The following is an 18,056-nucleotide window of genomic DNA, read 5'->3' as shown; positions in this document are numbered from 1 at the left end:
AAACTCATTTTCTGCTTTCACCTCCAGTTTGAGATAGAGGCGGAAAAACGATCGGCGACGGGAGGCCGTCACTCAGGGAACGCTCGCACGATCGCCCGGGTGACGATACCCTCCTCAAGTTCCTGCATGAAGCGGGCCTTTGCGACCCATCCGAGGAACTCGTCGACGTCGTCAATCGTTTCGGGGTCAAAGGTCTCTAAGAGAGGCGGAGGCACAAAACGATAGATCTCAAGGAGCCCGCGCTCCACGAAGCTCTCCCGTACCTCCGCGACCCGTTCTCTTAGAGCTTCTTCAAATTTGCCGTACCCGTCAGGCCGAGGATCTCCGTCAGCTTATTGCCGATGGAGATCGCGATGCCGGGGTTCTCCTCCATGTCCTTCGTCAGACGCTCGGCGTCCTCGTCGATGACCGCGTCCAGCATGAACGCCTTGCTCGCCTTGGTGATGCCCTGTGCAGCGGTCTTGATGTAGCGGTCATAGCTGGGGACGGTGGGGCGCTTGAAGTAGTAGGAGAACTCTTTCTCGCTCTCATCATCCACAGGGACGGTGATGCCGACGCGGTAGAGCTTGCCGCCGTACTTGGCCTTGAGCTGTTCCTCGCTGCTGCGGGCGGGGGTCTGGTTGTTGGTGCTTTCCATAGTGTGACTTCCTCCTTGTTATTCTCAAAAATGTTGTCCTTAGACGGGTGCGACGCCGTCCTGATACACGCCGCCGACGATCATCATGTCGACGTCGACGGTGAGGCTCTTGTCGCCCTGCGCTGCCTTGTTGCTGCGCTTGGAGAACTTGACCTTCTTCAGCTCGTCGATCTTCGTGCGTGCGCCCTCGTTGGCGTAGGAGACGATGATGGAGGGCAGCTCCATCTTGTAGAAGGGAACGCCCTTCTGCTTGCAGTAGGCCAGCAGATCGTCGTAGTCGTCGCGGAGCATGGAGAGCTTGCCGGACGCCTTATAGTTGCCCGTGCCGTAGCCGCGCGGCTTGGAGCCGTAGCCGTAGACTTCCTCTATCTCCAGCTCGTCGTCATAGCTGATCTCCTGCACCTGAATGTTCAGGCCGGGGATTTTCAGATCCACGTCGCCCCAATCATAGGCTTTTCCGTTTACCTTCAGCATTGCCTGTCCTCCTCCCTTAGTTGCTGCTCAGAGCCGAGCGCCCGATGTCGATAACGACCTCGCGGATGTAGCCTCTGGAGAGGTAGCGGATGATGACGCTCATGGTCTCATCTTCGAGGAAGGTATCGTAGCAGCTCTCGTCCACGGTGGTCTCATAGGAGCTGATCTCCTTGTCCTCCACCATGCGGTCAAGCGGCACGCTGATGAACTTAGCCCGCGCGTCCAGCTCGCCCTGAATGTCCTCAAGGTCGATGTCGTCGTTCTTGAACTGCAGCGCCTTCTTGCGTGTCTCGCGGATGATCTTGTTCTTCACACGCACATCCTCGGCATAGCGGAAGTCGCTGCCGTCCTTGCACATCATCTTCGTGTGATAGACAAAGATGTCGTCAAGGCCGTCGTACTCGCGGAAGGTCATGTAGCCCGCGACGTCCAGCAGTTCAATGACGGTGCTGTCGTAGCCGATGGGAACCAGCCCCAGCAGCTTCGTCTTGGGGAAGCCCAGCGCGTCCTCGTCCTTGGTCTTGCCGATGGACACGCTCACCTTCGTCATGGCGTAGCGCCCGGAGGCGAGGCCCGCGAGGTTGACAATCTGCGTGGTGCCGTCCAGCCGCACAAGGCGACCCCATGCGGCGCAGACCTGAATGTCGGAGTTCTTGATCCGCTTACGGTCTGCCTCCATCTTCAGCGCCCAATCGCTCAGGTCACCATCCGCCTCGTCGGCGGGATAGGCGGCCTCCATGAGGAAGAAGCAGGGCTTGTGGCAGACCGTCATCAGCTCCTTCTGTGCTTCACTGACCGCCTCCCACAGCTCCACCGTGCTCTCGCCGACTATGTGGACGAACTCGAACTCCTCGCTGAAGCTCTTGATCTTCTCAATCGCGCCCAGCACATCGCCGTTCGTCATGCTCGGTGCAGTGGTCTTGAGGGTGTAGGTGTCGCGCACGAGGAAGGAACTGGGCTTCTGATCCGGCGAGCTCGCCTCGGTGAACTTGATCGTCAGGCCCGTGCCCTCGATCTCGTAGCTGCCAGTGACGGGGACGGTGATCTCATCCGAGAAGTTGTCGCCGTCGATGGAGTAGACGAAGGCTGCGGTGTTGAGCCCGCCCTGCGCGGTGAAGCGCACGGTGAGCGCGTAGGCGTTGTTGGGCGAGCCCTGCACGGTCACGCTGCCGCCGCCGTCGCCCGTCTTCGTGACCTCACCGATCGTGCCAGCGGTGCTCGCGGCGACGGGGATGCAGAACACGCGGGCCGCGCCGCCCTGCACCGCGTCCATGACCGCATCGGCCAGCGGGGACAGGCCCAGCTTGGACTTGATGGTGCTTGCGCCCATGCTGCCGAGGATGGTGATGGGCTTTTCGGTGACAGAGGGGGAGACGCCGATCTTGATGTGCAGACCGTCGCCCGTTGCCGTGGCGAAGCCGAGCAGTCCGTCCGTGACGTTGCTGCGTACATCTCTAAGCATTACTTCCTCGCCTCCTTGCTCTTACGCCCGTTCATCGGGCTGTTGTTGAACTTGGCGACGGCGGCGAGGAACTCGTCCTCCGTCATCGCCTTACCGGGCCGCCAGCCATTCGCGGCGCATACGCCCGCGTAGGTGGCACGCCCAACCTTGTGCTGCTCACGGAGCTTGTCGATCGGCACAAGCTCCGGCGCGGCAGCGCCTTCCGGCTTCTGTGTTTTAGTCGCCATCTGTAGGCTCCTTTCATGTGATCTTCTCCACGGACGTCACTCTGACATCAGTCAGAGGTGCGAAGCCCGTGTCGCGGTAAACGCCGCCGTTGAAGGTGATCATCACCTGCACGGCGACCTGTGCTTTCAGGAGTGAGTCGTCCTTGTCGACCCAATCCGCTCCCTCAATCTCAATGGGGACGAAGTTGCCGTCGATGTAGATGCCACGGTCAAGACTCGCCACAAAGCGGTCGAATATCTCCTCGACTTCATCATCGGTGTAGCCGCCGATGATCACGCCGAACGTGGTCGCCCGTTCCATGATCTTCCGCCTTTTGTGCAGCGTTCCCTCTTCGTCTCTGTATCTCTTTTTGGAACCGTTTCGGGTGAAAGTCTCACGTTCGAACAAGACCGCGCCGATGTGGGACTCCTGGCTCTTCTCCAGAGCCTTCTCTGTGGTAAACGGCTTGGACTTGATGCCCGCCGCTTTCAGCTTGTCGATGAGATATTGCTTGCTTTCCGTGTAGAGCAAGAGATCAATCCTCCTTCTGGATGAACTCCTCGACCGTCGCCTTCATCTCCTGCATATCGTCCTCTGAGAGACCGAGGAAGGGACGGGCCGGGATGGTGATGCGGACTTGCTTCTTCGTGACCCACTTGCCGCCCACCTGAAAACGGAGGGCTTTCTTCTTCCGCGCCCGGATGGTGCGGCCCGGTTCTCCGAACTGATGCGTCGCCGCATACTTGACGTTCGTGCCGACCGCGAAGCCGGAGGCGTCCGACTTGTCGTGGATGGAGTTGCGGAGCTGTGCAGACTGGATGAGCGTCTTGCCGCCCTCCTGTGCGGCGCGGATGGAGGTCTTCCATCTGCGCCCGTCCGGGCCTTTGCTCTGCTTGAACCGTTCCAGCGTCGACTCGCGCGCGCCCTCAGCCAGTGCCGCATTGATGCCCTGCTTGTCGATCTCCGAGAAGCTCCTGATCCTACGGAGCATCGCCCGCGTGTCGCCGTCGAGCCGGATGCTGTACATGGCCATGCGTTACATCCCCCTCATCTTCTCGCGGGTAAACAGGCGGCTGTTGGACTTGACCTTAAAACCACCCGCCGCTGCGCTCGCCGGGTCTTCCGTCTCCGTGCCGATGGACACCGTGCCCTCCGCGACCAGCGTGAGGAACTTGATCGCCGCGTTGTAGCGGTTCAGGTAGGTCTTCTGATCCGTCCCCTCGTCGATGCCGATGCGGGAGAACAGATTGTAGACCGCGATATCCTTGGAGAACTTGTTGATGACCCTCGGGGCCGGGGCCAGAGGGACGGCGTACCTCTTGGCGAGGTAGCCGTCGATCTCTGCGTCCGCGTCGGCGATCGCCGCATCGATGATCGGGGAGACCAGCTCTTCACGCTCGACGGGGTCTTCAATGAAGGTGTCGCCGATGATCGCGTTGAGCGCGTCATCCTTGACCATGTCCCGCACTTCAGCGCGTGTGCTGTAGCTCATGCTGGCCCTCCTTTCTGCCCCGGGCGGTTTAGGTGGTGGTGCCGTCAGAGCCGTAGGCCATCTGCCAGAAGCCGAAGCCCGCGTTGCCGCGAGAGTCTGCGCCGTAGATGAACTTCTTGCTCATGAAGACGTTGTCGTCGGTCTCGTTGGTCTTGGAGACGAACTTCGCCTTCTTGCGCTGCTGGTAGATCAGCGGCTTGACGGGACGCTTGGTGCAGAGCAGGAACCAAGCGGAGTCGCTTGCGAGGCGAGGCTCCACATGGATCTCCGCCGTGCCCTGCATGGTGTTCTTCGTGCCGTTGATGAAGTCGGCGACGAGGATGTCGCGGGCGTCCGCTTCCAGTGCGGGCGGCACGACCAGCAGGTCGGGAACCAGCGCCAGAGGGCGGCCCTTGCTGTTCTTCAGGCTCATCATGGATGTACGCGCCGTCTTGTAGGCGTCCATGCTCAGCTTCGCGGTGCCCTTGTTGCTTGCCTTGTCCTTGCCGACAGGATGGTCGGTAGCGAAGAACGCCTTGCCGTCGTAGCACTTCTCGGTGAAGCCGTTGGCCAGCAGACCGTAGACCAGCTCGTCGGGATGCAGCGCGGCGGACTCGCCGAGCATCTGAATGGAAGGATTGTAGAGGCCGATCTTGTCGTCCTCGACCGCGTTGCGGTCTACGCCGACAGTCAGCTCGAAGTCCTTGTTCTTGATGGTGTAGGCGGAGCCGGAGAGGTTCTGGATCTCGCGCTCACCGATCCACTCCCTCATGCCGGGGATGTCACCGAGCCATGCGTAGGTCTCGGATTCGCTGGTGCTGGGCACGACGGTCGCGACCTTTTCATAGGTGGGATGCTGCCCTTCAAACGCCTTGTTAAAGACCGTGTTGAAGGCGGTATAGATGCCTCTAAGGGCCTGCGGGGTGATGATCATAATGGATGTACCTCCTTACTCGATTAGCCGCCCACACTTGCGGCGGCAGCAGCGGGAATGTAGCCTCCGCACTCGACGGCGACGCCCTCGTCATCCACGCGGATGACGGTGCCAGCCACGGACGCGCCCGTGGCGAGCGCCGTGACGGTGTGGTCGTCTTCCATGTAGCAGGGCTTGAGAACATGGGCGGCGGTGATCTTATTCGCAGCGGTAGCGGTGTTGTCAAAGACGAATACGCCGCGAGCGACGCGGATGACCAACTCGCCGTCTGCGCCCGTATTTGTCACCGTCTCCTCGGCGCGGCCCACAGCGGTCAGGCTCTCGGCCTTCTTGCCGGGGATTGCGTAGCCGCTCGCGTCCAGAGCGACGAGTGCGCCCTGATAAATGGTGGTACCGCCCTTCACAGGCACCGCGATGACCTTTGCGCCGTTGGCGATCTCAGGGGTATCTCTCACATCAGTCAGTTTTGCCATGATCTTAGTCCTCCTTCATACCGTACTTCTTGACGTCGTCGGGCGAGATTCCGAGCTGCTTGCAGACCAGCAGCGTGTCGGCGTCCAGCGCGTCGCTCTTGAGGGCCTTGACGTCGTCCAGCTCAATCTTGTCCATCGGCACGATTTGCGGGGCCTTCTCCACAAAGGAGCCGAAGCCCTTCGGGTCGCTCAAGGCGTAGCTCTTAGCCCATTCTTTCTGCGCCGGGGTGATCTTACCCGCCTTCAGGGCAAGGATGACAGCGTCGTTGGCCTCGCGCTCCGCATTCTGCTGCTTGAGCGCCTTCAGCTCCTCGGCGAGGTTGACGCCGTCGACCGTGCCGCTCTTGAGCTCCATGATCTTTGCGGTCACGTCCTCGGCGGCAGCGCCCGCCTTCAGACCCAACAGCTCGCAGACAGCCTTGTTCGCCACGACGTTCTCGGGCGGCTGCTTCTCCGCTTCCTTGAGGCTGCGGTTCTCGGCGAGGCAAACCTTGAGTGCCTCCACGACCTGCTCCTCCGTGGCGTCCTCGCTCAAACCGAGCAGTTCCGCCAGCTTCTTGATGTCCATAGAATGTTGTCCTCCTTCAAAATTGTCTGAATTGACGATGGGGTTCATCCCCTCGATCGCCGGAGTGTTGGTAAGTGCCAGCGAGTGGAGCCCGACCGCCTTGTTGTCCGCCTTGCGGACATTCACGACCGGGGAGAGGTAGCGGTACTCCTTGTTCTCAAGGTACCGCGCCCCTCGGGGCGTCCACTCGACGACGGCCTTGATTTGCCCGTCCTCCAGCTTCAGCTCCTTCACCCATCCGGCTGCGGGTGCCTCGCACCCTTTGAGCGTCTGATGCTCGTAGTCAACGACGAGATCCACGCCGCGCTTGGCGATCTGCGCCTTCATCGCCTTGTAGCTCTCATCGTCTACATCAAACTCACCCTTCGAGCTGACAACGTGGCCGATGGGGAGGACGAAGATCGTCTCCGGTGCTCCCACGAGCTCCACATTGCTGCCTTTCAGGGTCAAAAAACCATCCATTTGCATCTGTCCTCCTTTGGTGTCGCCGCGAACCGCCCGGAAACGGCGTTAGAGCGCGTGCGCACGCCCCTTACTTGCCGCACCCGTCAAATTACCCTGCCGAGAGCAAAACGCGCACAGCGGGGCTCTGTGGCCTTATGGCGGAGTGTTCCCCTTTTCGCGCTCTTGGTACGCCTTTTTGAGTGGCTCGGGGTAGCCTGTGAGGTCTGGCTGATAGCGTACCTTGGCGGGGTTGGTATCGAACTGCGGGTCGGGCAGGATGTTGACGAAGCGTCCATCCTCCAGCCGCGCCGCCCTCGGTGCTTCGGTCTCCACCGTCAGCCCCCGCTGCTCCATCTGGCGCTTGGAGAGCGTCTTGACCGTGCAGCGGCACTTGAAGCCGTTGGGTGGGAACCATGTGTCCCAAATGGGATCGTCCGCCATGAACACGCGCCCATCCATCGCAAGGTGGCTCGGGCGGGTCTTTGAGTCGTTGACGGCGTCATACTGCCAGTAGGGCCGCAGCGCCTTGACGCCCGGTTCGGTCATCCGCTTGTAGTGGCCCACATTGTAGGCCGTCTGGATGTTGGTGCGGAAGATGTTCTCGGCTTGGTAGGGCGTGATGCCCTCGTAGCCCTCTGCTTCGAGGAAGTCGTTCATATTCTCGCGAAACTCCGCAAGGCTGTTACCCTCCTCCAGTGCGGCCAGCAGCTCGTCGTAGAACTTCTTGAGCACCTGCGCCTTCGTGTAGCCACTGACCGTAAAGGCGAGGGCGCGGTACTCGGCGGCGATCTGATAGAACCGCGAGGCGGTTACAGGGACGCGCTCTTTGAAGTACGCGACCGCCTCTTCAAAGGTCATGTCCTTGCGGCTGAAAAGTGCGGTGAACTCATCCATCCTCAACCACCCGCCCCTCAAGATCGGCGTAGAGCATAACCTTCTGCAGCAGCTCCTCGACCTCAGAGACATCCATCGCGGCGTAGAGTTCGGCGACGGCTGCGTCATCCTCCATCAGCTCGCGGAGCTGTTCGAGACTGTCTGCGTTCTCAATCATTTTGAGAACCGGCTCGAACGCGCGCTTGAAGCTGCCCACGCCCTTGTGGAGTGCGGCGGCGGCGAGCCTGTCAATGTGCTGCTGCGTGCCGATCGGCGCGTCAGCTCCCGCCTTGAGGGAGAGTAGCGCATCGCTTTTGAACGGCAGCACGCCGCCCATGCCGCCTCCGTAGGTGGGCTTTGCAATCTCATCACCTTCCTCCGGCTCGGGGATGGAGAACTTCTTATAGACGAAGCTCGTGGGTATCCGAAGCCCGACCTTTTCGATGAGCGTGCCGAGGATTGTCGCCGTCTGTGTCAAGTCCTCGGACTCTTCGCAGTCGAAGCGGATGTAGGGGATGCGCTTGTCCTCACCGAAGTTGAAGATGCACAGCGGGCGGATGAGGTCGCGCCGGAGGGTGGACGCCAGCGCCTTGCAGTCGGCGACGGTGAGATCGTGCCGGACATCGTTGTGCGTCTTGCTCTGTGCGTAACTGCCGCCGCCCGAGTCGGAAGTCAGCGTCTGGCCGAGGATTGCCTTGGAGATCTGTTCATCGCAGTAACGAGCCAGCCGTTCATAGAGGTCGGAGCTGGAGGTCTTCTCCGTGGTAATGAAGTCGATGCTCGTGCCATCCGGGATGATGCCCGCCGCGTCGGAGCCAATCTGGATGAGGGCTCGCATGAGCGCCGCCTTGTCGCTGTCGCTCGCTCCCGGCGCGTACTTGCCCAGCCGGAGCGGCAGACCGTAGATCTCAGCGAAGCTGACCCAGTCCTTCAGGTCGTAGTTCTTGAAGAGGTACATCCACGCCACAACACGGAGGATGCCAGCCCGAGAGGTGTGACCGCTGCGAGCCTTGTACCTGTGAACGATGAACTTGTTCGCCGGGAGCAGGATGCCCTCCGGCACGTCCTTCGTTCGCACCTTGAACGAATCGTCCAGCGTGTCCCAAAAGAAGCGTTTCTGGTGTCGCGTCTTGATGTCCTGCACCACGACGTGCCCTTCGTCATAGCCCCACAGGATCTCGGATACGGCGAAGCCCTTGCCGATTGCGTCGAGCAGGTCATTCTCCACATCCTCGAAGCTCTCGATGCCGTTGAGCTGCTCTTCGATGAAGTCGGCGATCTCCTTGTCCAGCGGTTCGTCGCCGAAGGGGATCACCTCGAAGTCAAGGCCCGTGACGGCGTTCTTGCGCGTCTGGAGCTGGCTGAATAGGTGAGGGTCTTTCTCCTCCATTTCCTCAAAGAGCTCCATCTGCCGAAGAACATCGCCCGCGTCGGCCTCTCGGAGGATCTCAGCCAGCTTGACAGGCGTCAGGCCATTGCTGGGATACTCGCTGTACTTGTCGGAGACCTGCGCCACGGCGACCTCCCGCATATCCGGGCGTCTAAGCCGGGTGACGAGCTGCTTGAGTCGGCTCATTCCCGCACCTCCTCGATGCGCCGCTGGGCCGTGACGAAGTAATCGTCATCCAGCTCGATGCCAATGAAGCGACGCCCCGTCTTCTTCGCCGCGACCAGCGTGGAACCGCTTCCGGCAAACGGGTCGAGGATGAGGTCGCCCGGTTTCGTGACCGAGGAGATGAGATTAGCCAGCAGACCAACAGGCTTCTCAGTGGGGTGCACCATCTTGGAGCTGTTGATCTTCGGGAAGGTGACGAGGTCTTTTGGGCGGCTGCCGGGGAAACTGTATTTGCCCTTAATCGCGAAGACGATGTTCTCATGCGACGGGGCAAACGCCGCCTTGGTGTCGCCCATGCCGTGGTAGACCTTATCCCAAATGACCTCGCTCTTGACGTTGAAGCCCGCGATCTTCATCGCGTCGATGAAGGTCTGCTCCACGTCCCAACGGGTAAAGCAGATCAGGCCGCCGTGCCCAGCCTCGCCGGACTTGAGCACGCGGAAGGCGTCGTAGAGGAACCAGATGAAGGGGCTCTTGTCGTTCTTGATGGACGCCCCCGTCTGAGAGACATAGTTGATGCCGTAGGGCGGGTCTGTGATGATTGCGTCGACACTCTCCGGCTCCATCTGACGGAGCACGGTGAGGCTGTCGCCGTGGATGATTGTGTTCTCTTGGATAATCATGCGCCTCACCTCCTTAGTAGGCTCCGCGCCGGAAGTCGAGGGCGCGGGCGATGACGCTTCTGTAGTCGACCCTGCGCCCGGTCTTGACGTCAAGCGCCAGCTTGACCGCCATCTGGAGGCCGTCCGGCGCATCGTCGTTCTTGCCCATCGGGTACTCGGTCATCTGCTTTAGCAGTGTCTTGTGTTTCTTGCTGAATTTGATGTAGCCATTCTTCACGAACGGCTGCAGGGACTGGATGCGTGCATCCTTGTTCTGCGTGCTGTTGATCTCCTCGATAGGGAGATACTCGCCGACCGCTGCCGCACGCTGCCGCATGATCTCGGCGAAGTAATACTGGAACTGCACCGTCTCCACGCCGAACTTGTAGTAGGGCCGCTTGTACTCCCGCTGGAGGCGTCGGCTCGCGTCGAGAGCGTCCTCAATGATCTGATCCGGCTTGCGCTTGGCGATGTCCGCGATCACGACATAGAGGTAGCCCGTCTGCGTGTCCTTTGCCAGTGCGATGATGGAGCTGGTGTCCGACTTCTTGTTCTTGCCCAGCGACGGGTCGTTCGCGCCGACGAAGAGAAACTTCGGGTCGGAGAAGTCTGGCTGCGCCTTGCCCTCGTCGTCCCAAAAGTCAAACCACTCTTCTTGGAAGGTGCAGTTCTCCGGGTCGATGGGGTCATTCTGGATCTCGCTGTTGAAGGACGCCTCACCCTCGGAGATGCGGATGACCATGAGGTCGTAGTAGGAGAGCTTCTCCTCCCATAAGACCGCCGTGCCCTCCAGCATCGCCTCGCGGTTCGCTTGGAAGAACTCCAGTGCATCCTCCTGTCGGTTGTCGTTGGAGAGATCGGTGAAGATGGATTCCCATGCGTCCCACAGCTCGCCGTTGGTGGCGAAGCTGATGACGCCCTGATAGCGCACCGACTTATAGCTCGGGTTCTTCGCTACGTTGGCCAGCAGCGCATCGAAGTGGAGCAGCGTGCCGATGTAAACGATGTCGGTGTAGGTGTCGCCCGCCTTGGAGACCGCCTTATAGAACCAGTCGCGGAGCTTCTTGCGTTGCTCCGGCGTGTTGACGTTCTCGTCGTTCTCCAGATCGTCGCAGACGATAAGGTCGGGACGCCACTGCTTGTGACGTCGGCCACGGATCTTCTTGCCCGAGCCGATTGCCTCAATCTTGACGCCGTTGGCCAGCAGGATGACAGAGGACTTCCAGACCTTGCCTTCCAGCTCGCCGAAGTCTTCCTTCAGGGCAGCGTTCTCCTCCAGCTCCGTCTTGATGTCGACGAGGAAGCCCTCGGCCTGTTCCGAGCTGTCAGAGAGGATGATGATGTAGTGCTTGTAGCCGTAGACGGCGGCGTGCAGGTCGTCCTTGAAAGTGAAGGTCGTGCTCTTGGCGTGGCCACGAGGCGCTTCGATCGCACGGCGGCACCCATCCGCGCGGCTGATCCGCTTGGCGTCCACCTCCGGGTTCATCCCCTTCAGCACGCCCTCCCGCCATATCCTGTCCAGCTCGCCGTGGAACTTGGGCGACGGGCGGACGAAGTAGTGCGCGAGATAGGCCCGCCCGAAGTATTCAAGATCGAAGGCTCCGAGCTTCCGGCGCAGTCCCTTCGGCCCGGTCAGTTCCTTTCCGGCCCTGAAGTCCTCAAGGAGCTGCGCCCGCTGCTCGGGAAAGTTGCCGTCCTTTGTGACGTACTGCTCGAACAGCTCCCGCTGATACGCGCGGTTTGCGACCGTTTCCCGGTCTTCCGGCTCTGTGAGCTTTTCGAGGTAGTCGTTCAGGTCAATCTTCGCCATCTGCCAGCACCTTCTCTCTTGCACGCTCCAGCACGTCGTGAAGCTCGCCAGCAAGCTCAGGGTGCTGCTTGATTGCCGCCATGAGCTCCGTCTCCATCTGTTCGAAGGCAAGCTCAGCTTTTTTCTTCATGTCCTGCCGGACGCGCTTTTCGTAGGTGGCGTTCCGGGCGAGGCTTGCGATGAGTCGCCCCGCCTTATCCAGCGGCATTTCCTGAAAGTCATCCTCAGCGGTGCTGACTCGCTGCATAAGCCCGTCCATGAGCACCATCGACGCCGCCTTCGTGTAGTCGAGGTCGGGGTGGGCCTCCACCGCTTGAGCGATCGCCTGAGTGCGCTGGATGGTCTGCGCTACGCGCTGCGCCGCCTGTGTGGTGCGGATCGCATAGCGCCCGATCGCTGACTTACTGATCTCGTAGCCTTCAGTCTTGAGCCATGCCGCCAGTTCTTCATAGGTGTTGGAGGTGTCCGCAAGCCGGACGTCGAGTTGCCCCTTAATATCGTCCGGGAGCTTGTCGATCGTCGAGCTGACCCGCGTCCTCCGTCGCTCCGCCTTAGACATCGATGCCCGGGTCGTTGATCGTGCCCTCGACGAGATCGACGCCCTTGCGGGTGAGCTTGATGATGGAGTCCTTGCGGTAGGCGTTGTAGGCGTTCACCGATCGGTCGGTGAAGGTCACATAACCCGCCTCCTGCAGATACTCGATCGGCTTTGAAATGTCCGGCGAGTAGATCAGGCCGTCAGCGACGAGGGCGTTTGTGATCTGACGGACGAGCAAGGCGTTCTGACTGCCTTTTGCGAGGGCTCGGACGATGTAGCCCCGGATTGCTTTGTTCTTGCTGACCTCCTGCTCGGTCAGCTCGTCAAGGATTGCCATGAGGTCACTCCTCCTTTCCTTTGGCTTTGCCTCCGTAGAGGATTTGGTCGAGCTTGTCCTCGACCCTGTTCATGACCCGAATGTAGTCCTCCCGCGTCACATAGATCAGGGGGAGGTCTGCCTTCAGGTCGTTGAGGTTCTTGTCCAGCGTCTTGATGTCCTCGGCGTTCCGCTTGTCCGCCTCTTCAAGACTGGCGAGCGTCTTCTTCATAAAGAAGGTGAGCGCCCCGACGACGACGGTGCACAGCAGCGACGCCGCCGCGCCGATGAGGGCGGTGATCTGAGAGACGTCCATGTGCCGCCCTCCTTACCGTTCCGCTTCGCCTTCGATGAGCGCACTCTCCGGGAGGGTGATGTACGGCTCGTTCTGCTTGATCTCCAGCACAGCGGCCTCGATGCACTTCGTCAAATACTCGTCGAAGCTGCCGAGGTTCTTCGTGATGACCCGCTGCGCCTCCGGCGCGATCGACGCCTTGACCTCGTCAAAGACCTGTTTGCCCAGCGCGACCAGCTCCTCGCGGCTTGCCTTGCCGCCCTTGACCGCCTCGCGCAGCGCCTTTGCCGTGGTCTGCTCCATTGCGCCCACCGACAGCGTGGCGAGGTTCGCAACGTCCTCCAAGGCGTCGTCCAGCACCTTGCGGGTGGATGCGTCCTCGATCTGCGCGGTCTGCGCCTTCAGCTTGGATGTGCCGAGCCGGATGTAGTAGACCGCGTAGGCCCCGGCGAGGGCCAGCACGGCGAGCGCAACGTTGACCAGCAGCTCGGTCGCCGCGCTCTGGATGATCTCCATGCTCATGTTTGGTGTCCTCCTTTGGATATAAAAATAAGACTATGAGCTATGCTCATAGTCTTATTTTACCGTCCCTTTCAGGAACCTTATATATGTACTGCTTCTTAGAAATGTTGTCTTAGAACGTAGTGTTTTCCGGCTCGTCGCCGTAGTCGAGAAGGCTCATCTGTCCCTCCAGCTTCCCCTCGCCGCAGAGCTGCCGCACCCACCGCTCCGTCACGCCGTACTTGCGGGCGAGCTCGGGGTGGTTGTAGCCGTTGAACTCCGCTTTGATGTGAGCGTCTCGGACGGGGCGAAGGACACTCTCCGGCTTCTGGAGGTAGATGGTCGAGCCGCCGACGACCGAGCACAGCTTGTAGTAGTTCTCGACGCCGATCGTCTCTGCGATGATGCGGTTGTCGCCGTCAGGAACCATGTCGATCGTCAGCTCCTTTACGAGGTCTTCCATGTCCCGCCCTCCGTGTCCTTACTCGCTTGCTTTCGTGAAGAGCTTCCCCAAGATGCCGAACAACTCGCCGACCGTCACCTGCTCGCCGAACTTCTGCCGCCAGAACTCGGGGGAGTTGATGACGTCAGCCTCCACGAGCGTTTCAAGCCCCTCTAACTGATACGCCGGGAACTCCGGCTCCTGCTCCTCCGGCTCGCTCGGCGTGGACGGCTGCGGCACCTCGAACGCCATGATCTGACCTAACAGGGCGACGATCTTGCTGCCGTAGCCCTTGCCCGGTACGGCCCAGCCCTTGCCGTTGGGGTTGTCGCTTGCGCCCAGCCATTCCACATACTGCGCCGAGCCCCGTGTCACGAGGGAGAAGCGCGGGTCGACGCACCCGTTCACGAGCGCCGCCTTGGAGGCGTATGCCTTCAGGTGCTGGATCTGCGCCCGGACGCCCGTGCGCGGGTCGGGGAAGGTCGCCGCCTGTCCTTTGGCGTTGCCGTTCAGCGCCCCAATGCCCGCATAGTTGTTCTGCGTGGGGAGCACGATGCCGCCGTACTTGAAAAAGCCCGTCTCGTGGAGGCTCTGCGCAAAGGCGACGTCGCCGCGCACGCCCTCGGCCTCGCCCTCTTCGAGGAAGAACTGCGCCAGCTGCTCCAGCGAGCACGCCGGGAGCTGCGGCTCCGCGTTCTTGGATCGGGCGAACAGCGCCATCTGCTGCGCGCTCGCCTTGGCCTTGCCCATGATCTCCGTCTTGCCCGTCTCCGTGGTGGTCGCGCCGCCGTTCAGCTCCGCGAGCTTCGCGGCGACCTTCTGCTTGAACTGCGCCCAATGAGGCAGGATGTACAGCGGGCAGTTCTTCCTCGCGCCCTGCACGATGGAGTCCGGGTGGCCCATCCAGTGGTTGTGCGTGTACAGCTCGTTCACGCTCAAGCCGTGCTTCTTCAGCAGCAGCGCCGCCAGCAGTACGCCGTTCTCCTCAGCCTTGCGGTCTTCCTTGCTGCCCGTGCCGTCCATGATGATCTCGATGGAGAGCGTCGTCTCGTTGCCGCCCGTGGCCTTCCGGCCATCGCCCGCGTGCCAGCCCACCTCGTCCTCTCTCAGGTTCTGCCATGCGTTGATGTCGTCGACGTAGTAGTGGACGCGGGCGTCGTTCATGTTGCCGTTAGGCCACGTCGCACGGGTGTACTGCTCGGCGTCCTCCTCCACGTTCTTCAGGTCGGCAGTGTTGTGGATGGTCACGCCCTTGACCTTGCCCGTGCCGCCCGAGAGCAGACGGTCGGCCTTGTACTGTGTGCCCTTCTTGTACGCGCCGGAGTCCTTGGGCCAGACCGCGCCCCACGGGATGATCTTCTCGTTGATGACGAGGCCATGCTCCGTCCTCGTCGCGTCTGGTGTCAATTTTGCCATGATGTGAATCCTCCTATAAATTCATGACCGGGTTGTAGACCTTCTCGACATACTCCCCGATGCTGTATTGCTCGCGCCCCTCTTTTTTGAGTTGCTGCATGAACCGATCGGTCTCCACCGCCAGCTTCATCAGCTTCAGGATGCCAACCTGCTCCGATGTCACTTCGTGCAGCTCCGGCCCCACCGTTGCCATGATCGCCTTGCGGAGGTAGAAATCTGCGGTGTAGACATCCATCTCGCTGAAATCCTCCCACACCTCCCGGGCGAACTTCTTGCGGTTGAGCCGGGGCTTATCAGGTGGGAGAACGCCGTCCGCTTGGAGCTGCTTCTTGATCGCCGCACGCTCGGCCTTCTCCCGCTGCGTGAGGCGTTTCTTCCCCTTTGGCATTACATATCACCTCCCGCTGCTTCCGCGCCGTCTCCGCCCTCCTGCGGGCCGTAGCCGAGCCTTGCGCGGTAGACATTCATCGCCCGCATGACCTGTGCGGTGGCTGCGTCGCTCGCCAGCTTCTCGCCAAGGCGCTGCCGATCCTGCGCCGTACCCTCCGTGGAGGTTGCGCGAGGGATCTCCGCCATGTCCTCTGCGTGTAGCTCTGTCAGGCGGCGGGCAACATTGGGAGGGAGTTGTTCATAGTAGACCCGCAGGAACACAAGCCCCGTGTCCCTGCAGATGTCCATGCCGCTGCGGATGCTGTCCTGCATCCGCGCTATGCGTTCCAGCGCCGCGAGGATCGCTCGTTCCTCTATCACAGCTCCGCCTCCTTCCGGCGCTGCCGTGCGAGGATTGCCTTGAGCCCTTCGATGACCTTCTCGCATTGCGCCATGTTCAGCCATTCGATGCGGTCGACATGGGCCACGCGCTTGACGAAGCCTTGAATGCGGCGCGGGTCGTCATTCCAGCCCAGCGCCTCGCACAGCGCGTAGATCTTCCGGCGCTGCGCGGTGGTGCGGATGTCGCCGCCCGTGTCCGTGCGCTTGTCCCGCACACTCCGACTCACACTGTCCTTCATGTTCTGCAGCACGCGGGCAACAGTGTTGACCTCGCCCTGCGTCAGCATCTTCATGGACTCCTTGCCTGTCTCGCGGTAGACAACCGCGTGCAGGTCTTCGTCCGTGAGGTGCAGCTCCGGCGACTTCGCGATCGCCCACAGCGTGCGGATGGAGGGCTGTTTGCGCCCAGTCCTTGCTGCTGTCATTCCGTGAGCCCCCTTCCTCAGTTGCCCGCCTTGATCTGCTCCAGCTTGGCGATGTTCACCTCATAGCCGAACACGTCGCTCTGTTTCCACGTTGCGCCCACGGCGTTCACCGTGTCCTCACCGTACTTCTTCAGAGCCTCCTTGCTGACCTTCTCTTCCACCACGATGCAGTCCGTCATCTGGCGGGACTTGAGACGGCGGATGATCTCCTCCAGCTTCTCCTTCGCCCGGGGCAGCGAGACGGATGTGGAGAGCCGGAAGCCTACCTCGCCGAACGTCAGCACCACCGACTTCGTCTTGCCCATCTCGTCCCTGTGGTCGGTGACGAAGCTCTTGATCTCGCGCTCCAGCTTGGCCACGTTGTCGTTGAGCGGCTTGCTCTGCTCCTCGGCGACCTTCTGCGCCCCTAAGATTTGCTTCTGCATATCGCTCTGGATCTCGCCCAGCGCGATCTGCGCCTCGGCGATCTGACGGAGGGCGTCGTTCACGTCCTCCCATGAATGGAGGCTCGGGGCCTCGACTACTCGTTTCCTTGCCATGTTTGCGGCTCCTTTCAATTTGTTAATGTTGCGGGCTTTACGCCCGGTAGTCTCGCTTGGTGCGCTTGCCGCGCTCCGGGGTCTCGGCGAACAGGGTCACAAGACCCATCGGCAGCGTCAGGAGGATCGCCGTCGCGTCCCGATTCTCCGGCGTCCCGCCGTAGGCCGCCATCAGGAGCAGCACGCCGGAGAGCAGGATGAGGATCGCTCCGCTGATGCGTTCTATTCTCATATTTGCTGTCCCTCCTCAAAGCATCATCATGGACGACGCCTGTGCTATGGTCTTCACCGTCACCGTCTCCTCGCCCGTCTCCTTGAGGATGCGTCGGACGTTAGAGAGCGTGCGGTCGAGCAGTCGGAAGCACCCGGTCTGCATATTGCACGCCCGCGCTTTCAACTCCACCAGCGCCTCCGGCTCGATCTGGAAGTCCGTGAGATAGCCCTCCACCTCCGAGGGGGAGAGGCCCCGCAGCGAGGCGTAGAAGTCCACCCGGTTCGCCATACGCACGAGGTAGGTCTTGATCTGTGCCTCCAGTTTCGGCTCGCCCGCAATCACAAGACCCACGTCGCTCTGATCGAACACCGCCCGCAGGATCTCCATTTTCTTCTGTGTGTACTTGCTCACCAGCTTGTCCGCCTCGTCGATGATCAGCAGGTAGCCCTTGTTCGTGTTGAAGAACTCCCGGATGCCGTTCACCCTGCGCCAGATCGTGCCGTAGCCGTTTGGGAGCCCGATGCTCCGTTCAATCGCCTCCACAAGGTCGCGGCTGCTCATGGTGTCGTCGCACTCGATGTAGGCCACGCGGGAGAGCTTCGCGTACTGCCGCAGGGCGTAGGTCTTGCCGTAGCCACTGCGGGCGACTACGATGCCGAGGCCAATGTACTCTTGACAGCTCTGGCATACACCGAGCACGGCCTTCGCGTCCCGGCTCTCAAAGAATACGGGCGTCTGCCACGTCTTGCCCTCTGACTTCGCCAACGGCGTCGTCAGGTCGACCGCCTCGCCCGTCTGCCGGGTGAGGAAGTCCGTCAGCTTGCTCTCAAGGTCGTTCGGGTTACTGTCATACTTGCCCGTGAGATACCGGGAGACGGTGGTGCGGCTGTAGCCGATGTCCTTGGCGACCGCCGCGATGCTTGAGTGCTGCGTCTGGATGTAGTTGTTCACGCGCTGTGCGAGGGGGCTGATGTTGGTGTAGATTGCGGTGCGCTCCGCTGCTGTAACTTCCATGATGTACCTCCGTTA

At 61.1% G+C, this 18,056-nt stretch carries 27 protein-coding genes; all 27 read right to left on the bottom strand.

The annotated features are described in order from the left end of the window. Window positions 1-68: 68 nt before the first annotated feature. The 27 genes from GXM22_RS09185 to GXM22_RS09055 all read right to left on the bottom strand — a co-directional run bounded on the left by GXM22_RS09185 (window position 69) and on the right by GXM22_RS09055 (window position 18,041). Window positions 69-248 (bottom strand): hypothetical protein, encoded by a 180-nt coding sequence (locus tag GXM22_RS09185; RefSeq protein ID WP_005936312.1) that lies wholly within the window; start codon window positions 246-248, stop codon window positions 69-71. Between the two features lie 32 nt (window positions 249-280). Next, window positions 281-637 carry a DUF6848 family protein gene (locus GXM22_RS09180; RefSeq protein ID WP_005936309.1) on the bottom strand — a complete coding sequence of 119 codons (357 nt, stop codon included), beginning with the start codon at window positions 635-637 and terminating at the stop codon, window positions 281-283. A gap of 39 nt (window positions 638-676) precedes the next feature. Continuing rightward, window positions 677-1,111 carry a hypothetical protein gene (locus tag GXM22_RS09175; RefSeq protein ID WP_005936306.1) on the bottom strand — a complete coding sequence of 145 codons (435 nt, stop codon included), beginning with the start codon at window positions 1,109-1,111 and terminating at the stop codon, window positions 677-679. Window positions 1,112-1,127: 16 nt separating this feature from the next. Beyond that, window positions 1,128-2,573, bottom strand: coding sequence for a DUF2586 domain-containing protein (locus GXM22_RS09170; protein ID WP_005936303.1), 1,446 nt, complete (start codon window positions 2,571-2,573; stop codon window positions 1,128-1,130). Beyond that, window positions 2,573-2,800, bottom strand: coding sequence for a hypothetical protein (locus GXM22_RS09165; protein ID WP_005936300.1), 228 nt, complete (start codon window positions 2,798-2,800; stop codon window positions 2,573-2,575). Before GXM22_RS09165 ends, GXM22_RS09170 begins: the two co-directional genes overlap by 1 nt. 13 nt (window positions 2,801-2,813) lie before the next feature. Further along, window positions 2,814-3,311 carry a hypothetical protein gene (locus GXM22_RS09160; protein ID WP_005936297.1) on the bottom strand — a complete coding sequence of 166 codons (498 nt, stop codon included), beginning with the start codon at window positions 3,309-3,311 and terminating at the stop codon, window positions 2,814-2,816. Window positions 3,312-3,315: 4 nt separating this feature from the next. Further along, complete coding sequence (locus tag GXM22_RS09155) at window positions 3,316-3,813, bottom strand: phage virion morphogenesis protein (RefSeq protein ID WP_005936295.1); 498 nt, start codon at window positions 3,811-3,813, stop codon at window positions 3,316-3,318. Window positions 3,814-3,816: 3 nt separating this feature from the next. Further along, complete coding sequence (locus GXM22_RS09150; protein WP_005936293.1) at window positions 3,817-4,272, bottom strand: gp436 family protein; 456 nt, start codon at window positions 4,270-4,272, stop codon at window positions 3,817-3,819. Between the two features lie 28 nt (window positions 4,273-4,300). Next, entirely contained in the window at window positions 4,301-5,185 is an 885-nt protein-coding gene (locus tag GXM22_RS09145; protein WP_005936290.1) for a Mu-like prophage major head subunit gpT family protein, read from the bottom strand. A 23-nt stretch (window positions 5,186-5,208) separates the two neighbouring features. Beyond that, window positions 5,209-5,658, bottom strand: coding sequence for a hypothetical protein (locus GXM22_RS09140; RefSeq protein WP_005936287.1), 450 nt, complete (start codon window positions 5,656-5,658; stop codon window positions 5,209-5,211). A 4-nt stretch (window positions 5,659-5,662) separates the two neighbouring features. Then, entirely contained in the window at window positions 5,663-6,688 is a 1,026-nt protein-coding gene (locus GXM22_RS09135) for a phage protease (protein ID WP_035395005.1), read from the bottom strand. Between the two features lie 135 nt (window positions 6,689-6,823). After that, window positions 6,824-7,564 (bottom strand): phage head morphogenesis protein, encoded by a 741-nt coding sequence (locus tag GXM22_RS09130; RefSeq protein ID WP_005936283.1) that lies wholly within the window; start codon window positions 7,562-7,564, stop codon window positions 6,824-6,826. Further along, window positions 7,557-9,119: a DUF935 domain-containing protein gene (locus GXM22_RS09125; RefSeq protein ID WP_005936279.1), complete on the bottom strand. Its 1,563-nt coding sequence runs from the start codon at window positions 9,117-9,119 to the stop codon at window positions 7,557-7,559. Before GXM22_RS09125 ends, GXM22_RS09130 begins: the two co-directional genes overlap by 8 nt. Beyond that, a complete protein-coding gene (locus GXM22_RS09120) occupies window positions 9,116-9,781 on the bottom strand; it encodes a DNA-methyltransferase (protein WP_097772095.1) in 666 nt (221 codons plus the stop codon). The genes GXM22_RS09125 and GXM22_RS09120 overlap by 4 nt, the downstream gene beginning before the upstream one ends. A 13-nt stretch (window positions 9,782-9,794) precedes the next feature. Then, window positions 9,795-11,570, bottom strand: a complete 1,776-nt coding sequence (gene terL, locus GXM22_RS09115) for a phage terminase large subunit (protein WP_005936275.1) — start codon at window positions 11,568-11,570, stop codon at window positions 9,795-9,797. Further along, entirely contained in the window at window positions 11,557-12,129 is a 573-nt protein-coding gene (locus GXM22_RS09110; RefSeq protein WP_005936273.1) for a DUF3486 family protein, read from the bottom strand. The genes terL and GXM22_RS09110 overlap by 14 nt, the downstream gene beginning before the upstream one ends. Further along, window positions 12,122-12,445 carry a hypothetical protein gene (locus GXM22_RS09105; RefSeq protein ID WP_005936271.1) on the bottom strand — a complete coding sequence of 108 codons (324 nt, stop codon included), beginning with the start codon at window positions 12,443-12,445 and terminating at the stop codon, window positions 12,122-12,124. Before GXM22_RS09105 ends, GXM22_RS09110 begins: the two co-directional genes overlap by 8 nt. 4 nt (window positions 12,446-12,449) lie before the next feature. Then, complete coding sequence (locus tag GXM22_RS09100) at window positions 12,450-12,740, bottom strand: membrane protein (protein WP_005936268.1); 291 nt, start codon at window positions 12,738-12,740, stop codon at window positions 12,450-12,452. A 12-nt stretch (window positions 12,741-12,752) separates the two neighbouring features. After that, window positions 12,753-13,241 (bottom strand): hypothetical protein, encoded by a 489-nt coding sequence (locus GXM22_RS09095; RefSeq protein WP_005936265.1) that lies wholly within the window; start codon window positions 13,239-13,241, stop codon window positions 12,753-12,755. Between the two features lie 112 nt (window positions 13,242-13,353). Further along, entirely contained in the window at window positions 13,354-13,683 is a 330-nt protein-coding gene (locus tag GXM22_RS09090; RefSeq protein WP_005936263.1) for a Mor transcription activator family protein, read from the bottom strand. A gap of 18 nt (window positions 13,684-13,701) precedes the next feature. Then, the gene (locus GXM22_RS15285; RefSeq protein ID WP_005936261.1) at window positions 13,702-15,078 is read right to left on the bottom strand and encodes an N-acetylmuramoyl-L-alanine amidase; all 1,377 of its coding nucleotides are present in this window, start codon (window positions 15,076-15,078) and stop codon (window positions 13,702-13,704) included. A 13-nt stretch (window positions 15,079-15,091) separates the two neighbouring features. Beyond that, a complete protein-coding gene (locus GXM22_RS09080) occupies window positions 15,092-15,466 on the bottom strand; it encodes a hypothetical protein (RefSeq protein ID WP_005936257.1) in 375 nt (124 codons plus the stop codon). Then, on the bottom strand, window positions 15,466-15,828 hold the full coding sequence (locus tag GXM22_RS09075) for a hypothetical protein (RefSeq protein ID WP_005936253.1): 363 nt from the start codon (window positions 15,826-15,828) through the stop codon (window positions 15,466-15,468). Before GXM22_RS09075 ends, GXM22_RS09080 begins: the two co-directional genes overlap by 1 nt. Continuing rightward, entirely contained in the window at window positions 15,825-16,274 is a 450-nt protein-coding gene (locus GXM22_RS09070; RefSeq protein WP_005936250.1) for a regulatory protein GemA, read from the bottom strand. Before GXM22_RS09070 ends, GXM22_RS09075 begins: the two co-directional genes overlap by 4 nt. 17 nt (window positions 16,275-16,291) lie before the next feature. Next, a complete protein-coding gene (locus tag GXM22_RS09065) occupies window positions 16,292-16,813 on the bottom strand; it encodes a host-nuclease inhibitor Gam family protein (RefSeq protein WP_005936248.1) in 522 nt (173 codons plus the stop codon). Between the two features lie 37 nt (window positions 16,814-16,850). After that, complete coding sequence (locus GXM22_RS09060; RefSeq protein WP_005936246.1) at window positions 16,851-17,045, bottom strand: hypothetical protein; 195 nt, start codon at window positions 17,043-17,045, stop codon at window positions 16,851-16,853. Between the two features lie 15 nt (window positions 17,046-17,060). Further along, window positions 17,061-18,041 carry an AAA family ATPase gene (locus GXM22_RS09055; protein WP_005936243.1) on the bottom strand — a complete coding sequence of 327 codons (981 nt, stop codon included), beginning with the start codon at window positions 18,039-18,041 and terminating at the stop codon, window positions 17,061-17,063. Window positions 18,042-18,056 lie beyond the last annotated feature (15 nt).

The organism is Faecalibacterium duncaniae (assembly GCF_010509575.1).
Taxonomy (GTDB): Bacteria; Bacillota; Clostridia; order Oscillospirales; family Ruminococcaceae; genus Faecalibacterium; species Faecalibacterium duncaniae.
This window is presented reverse-complemented; position numbering and strand designations above follow the sequence as displayed.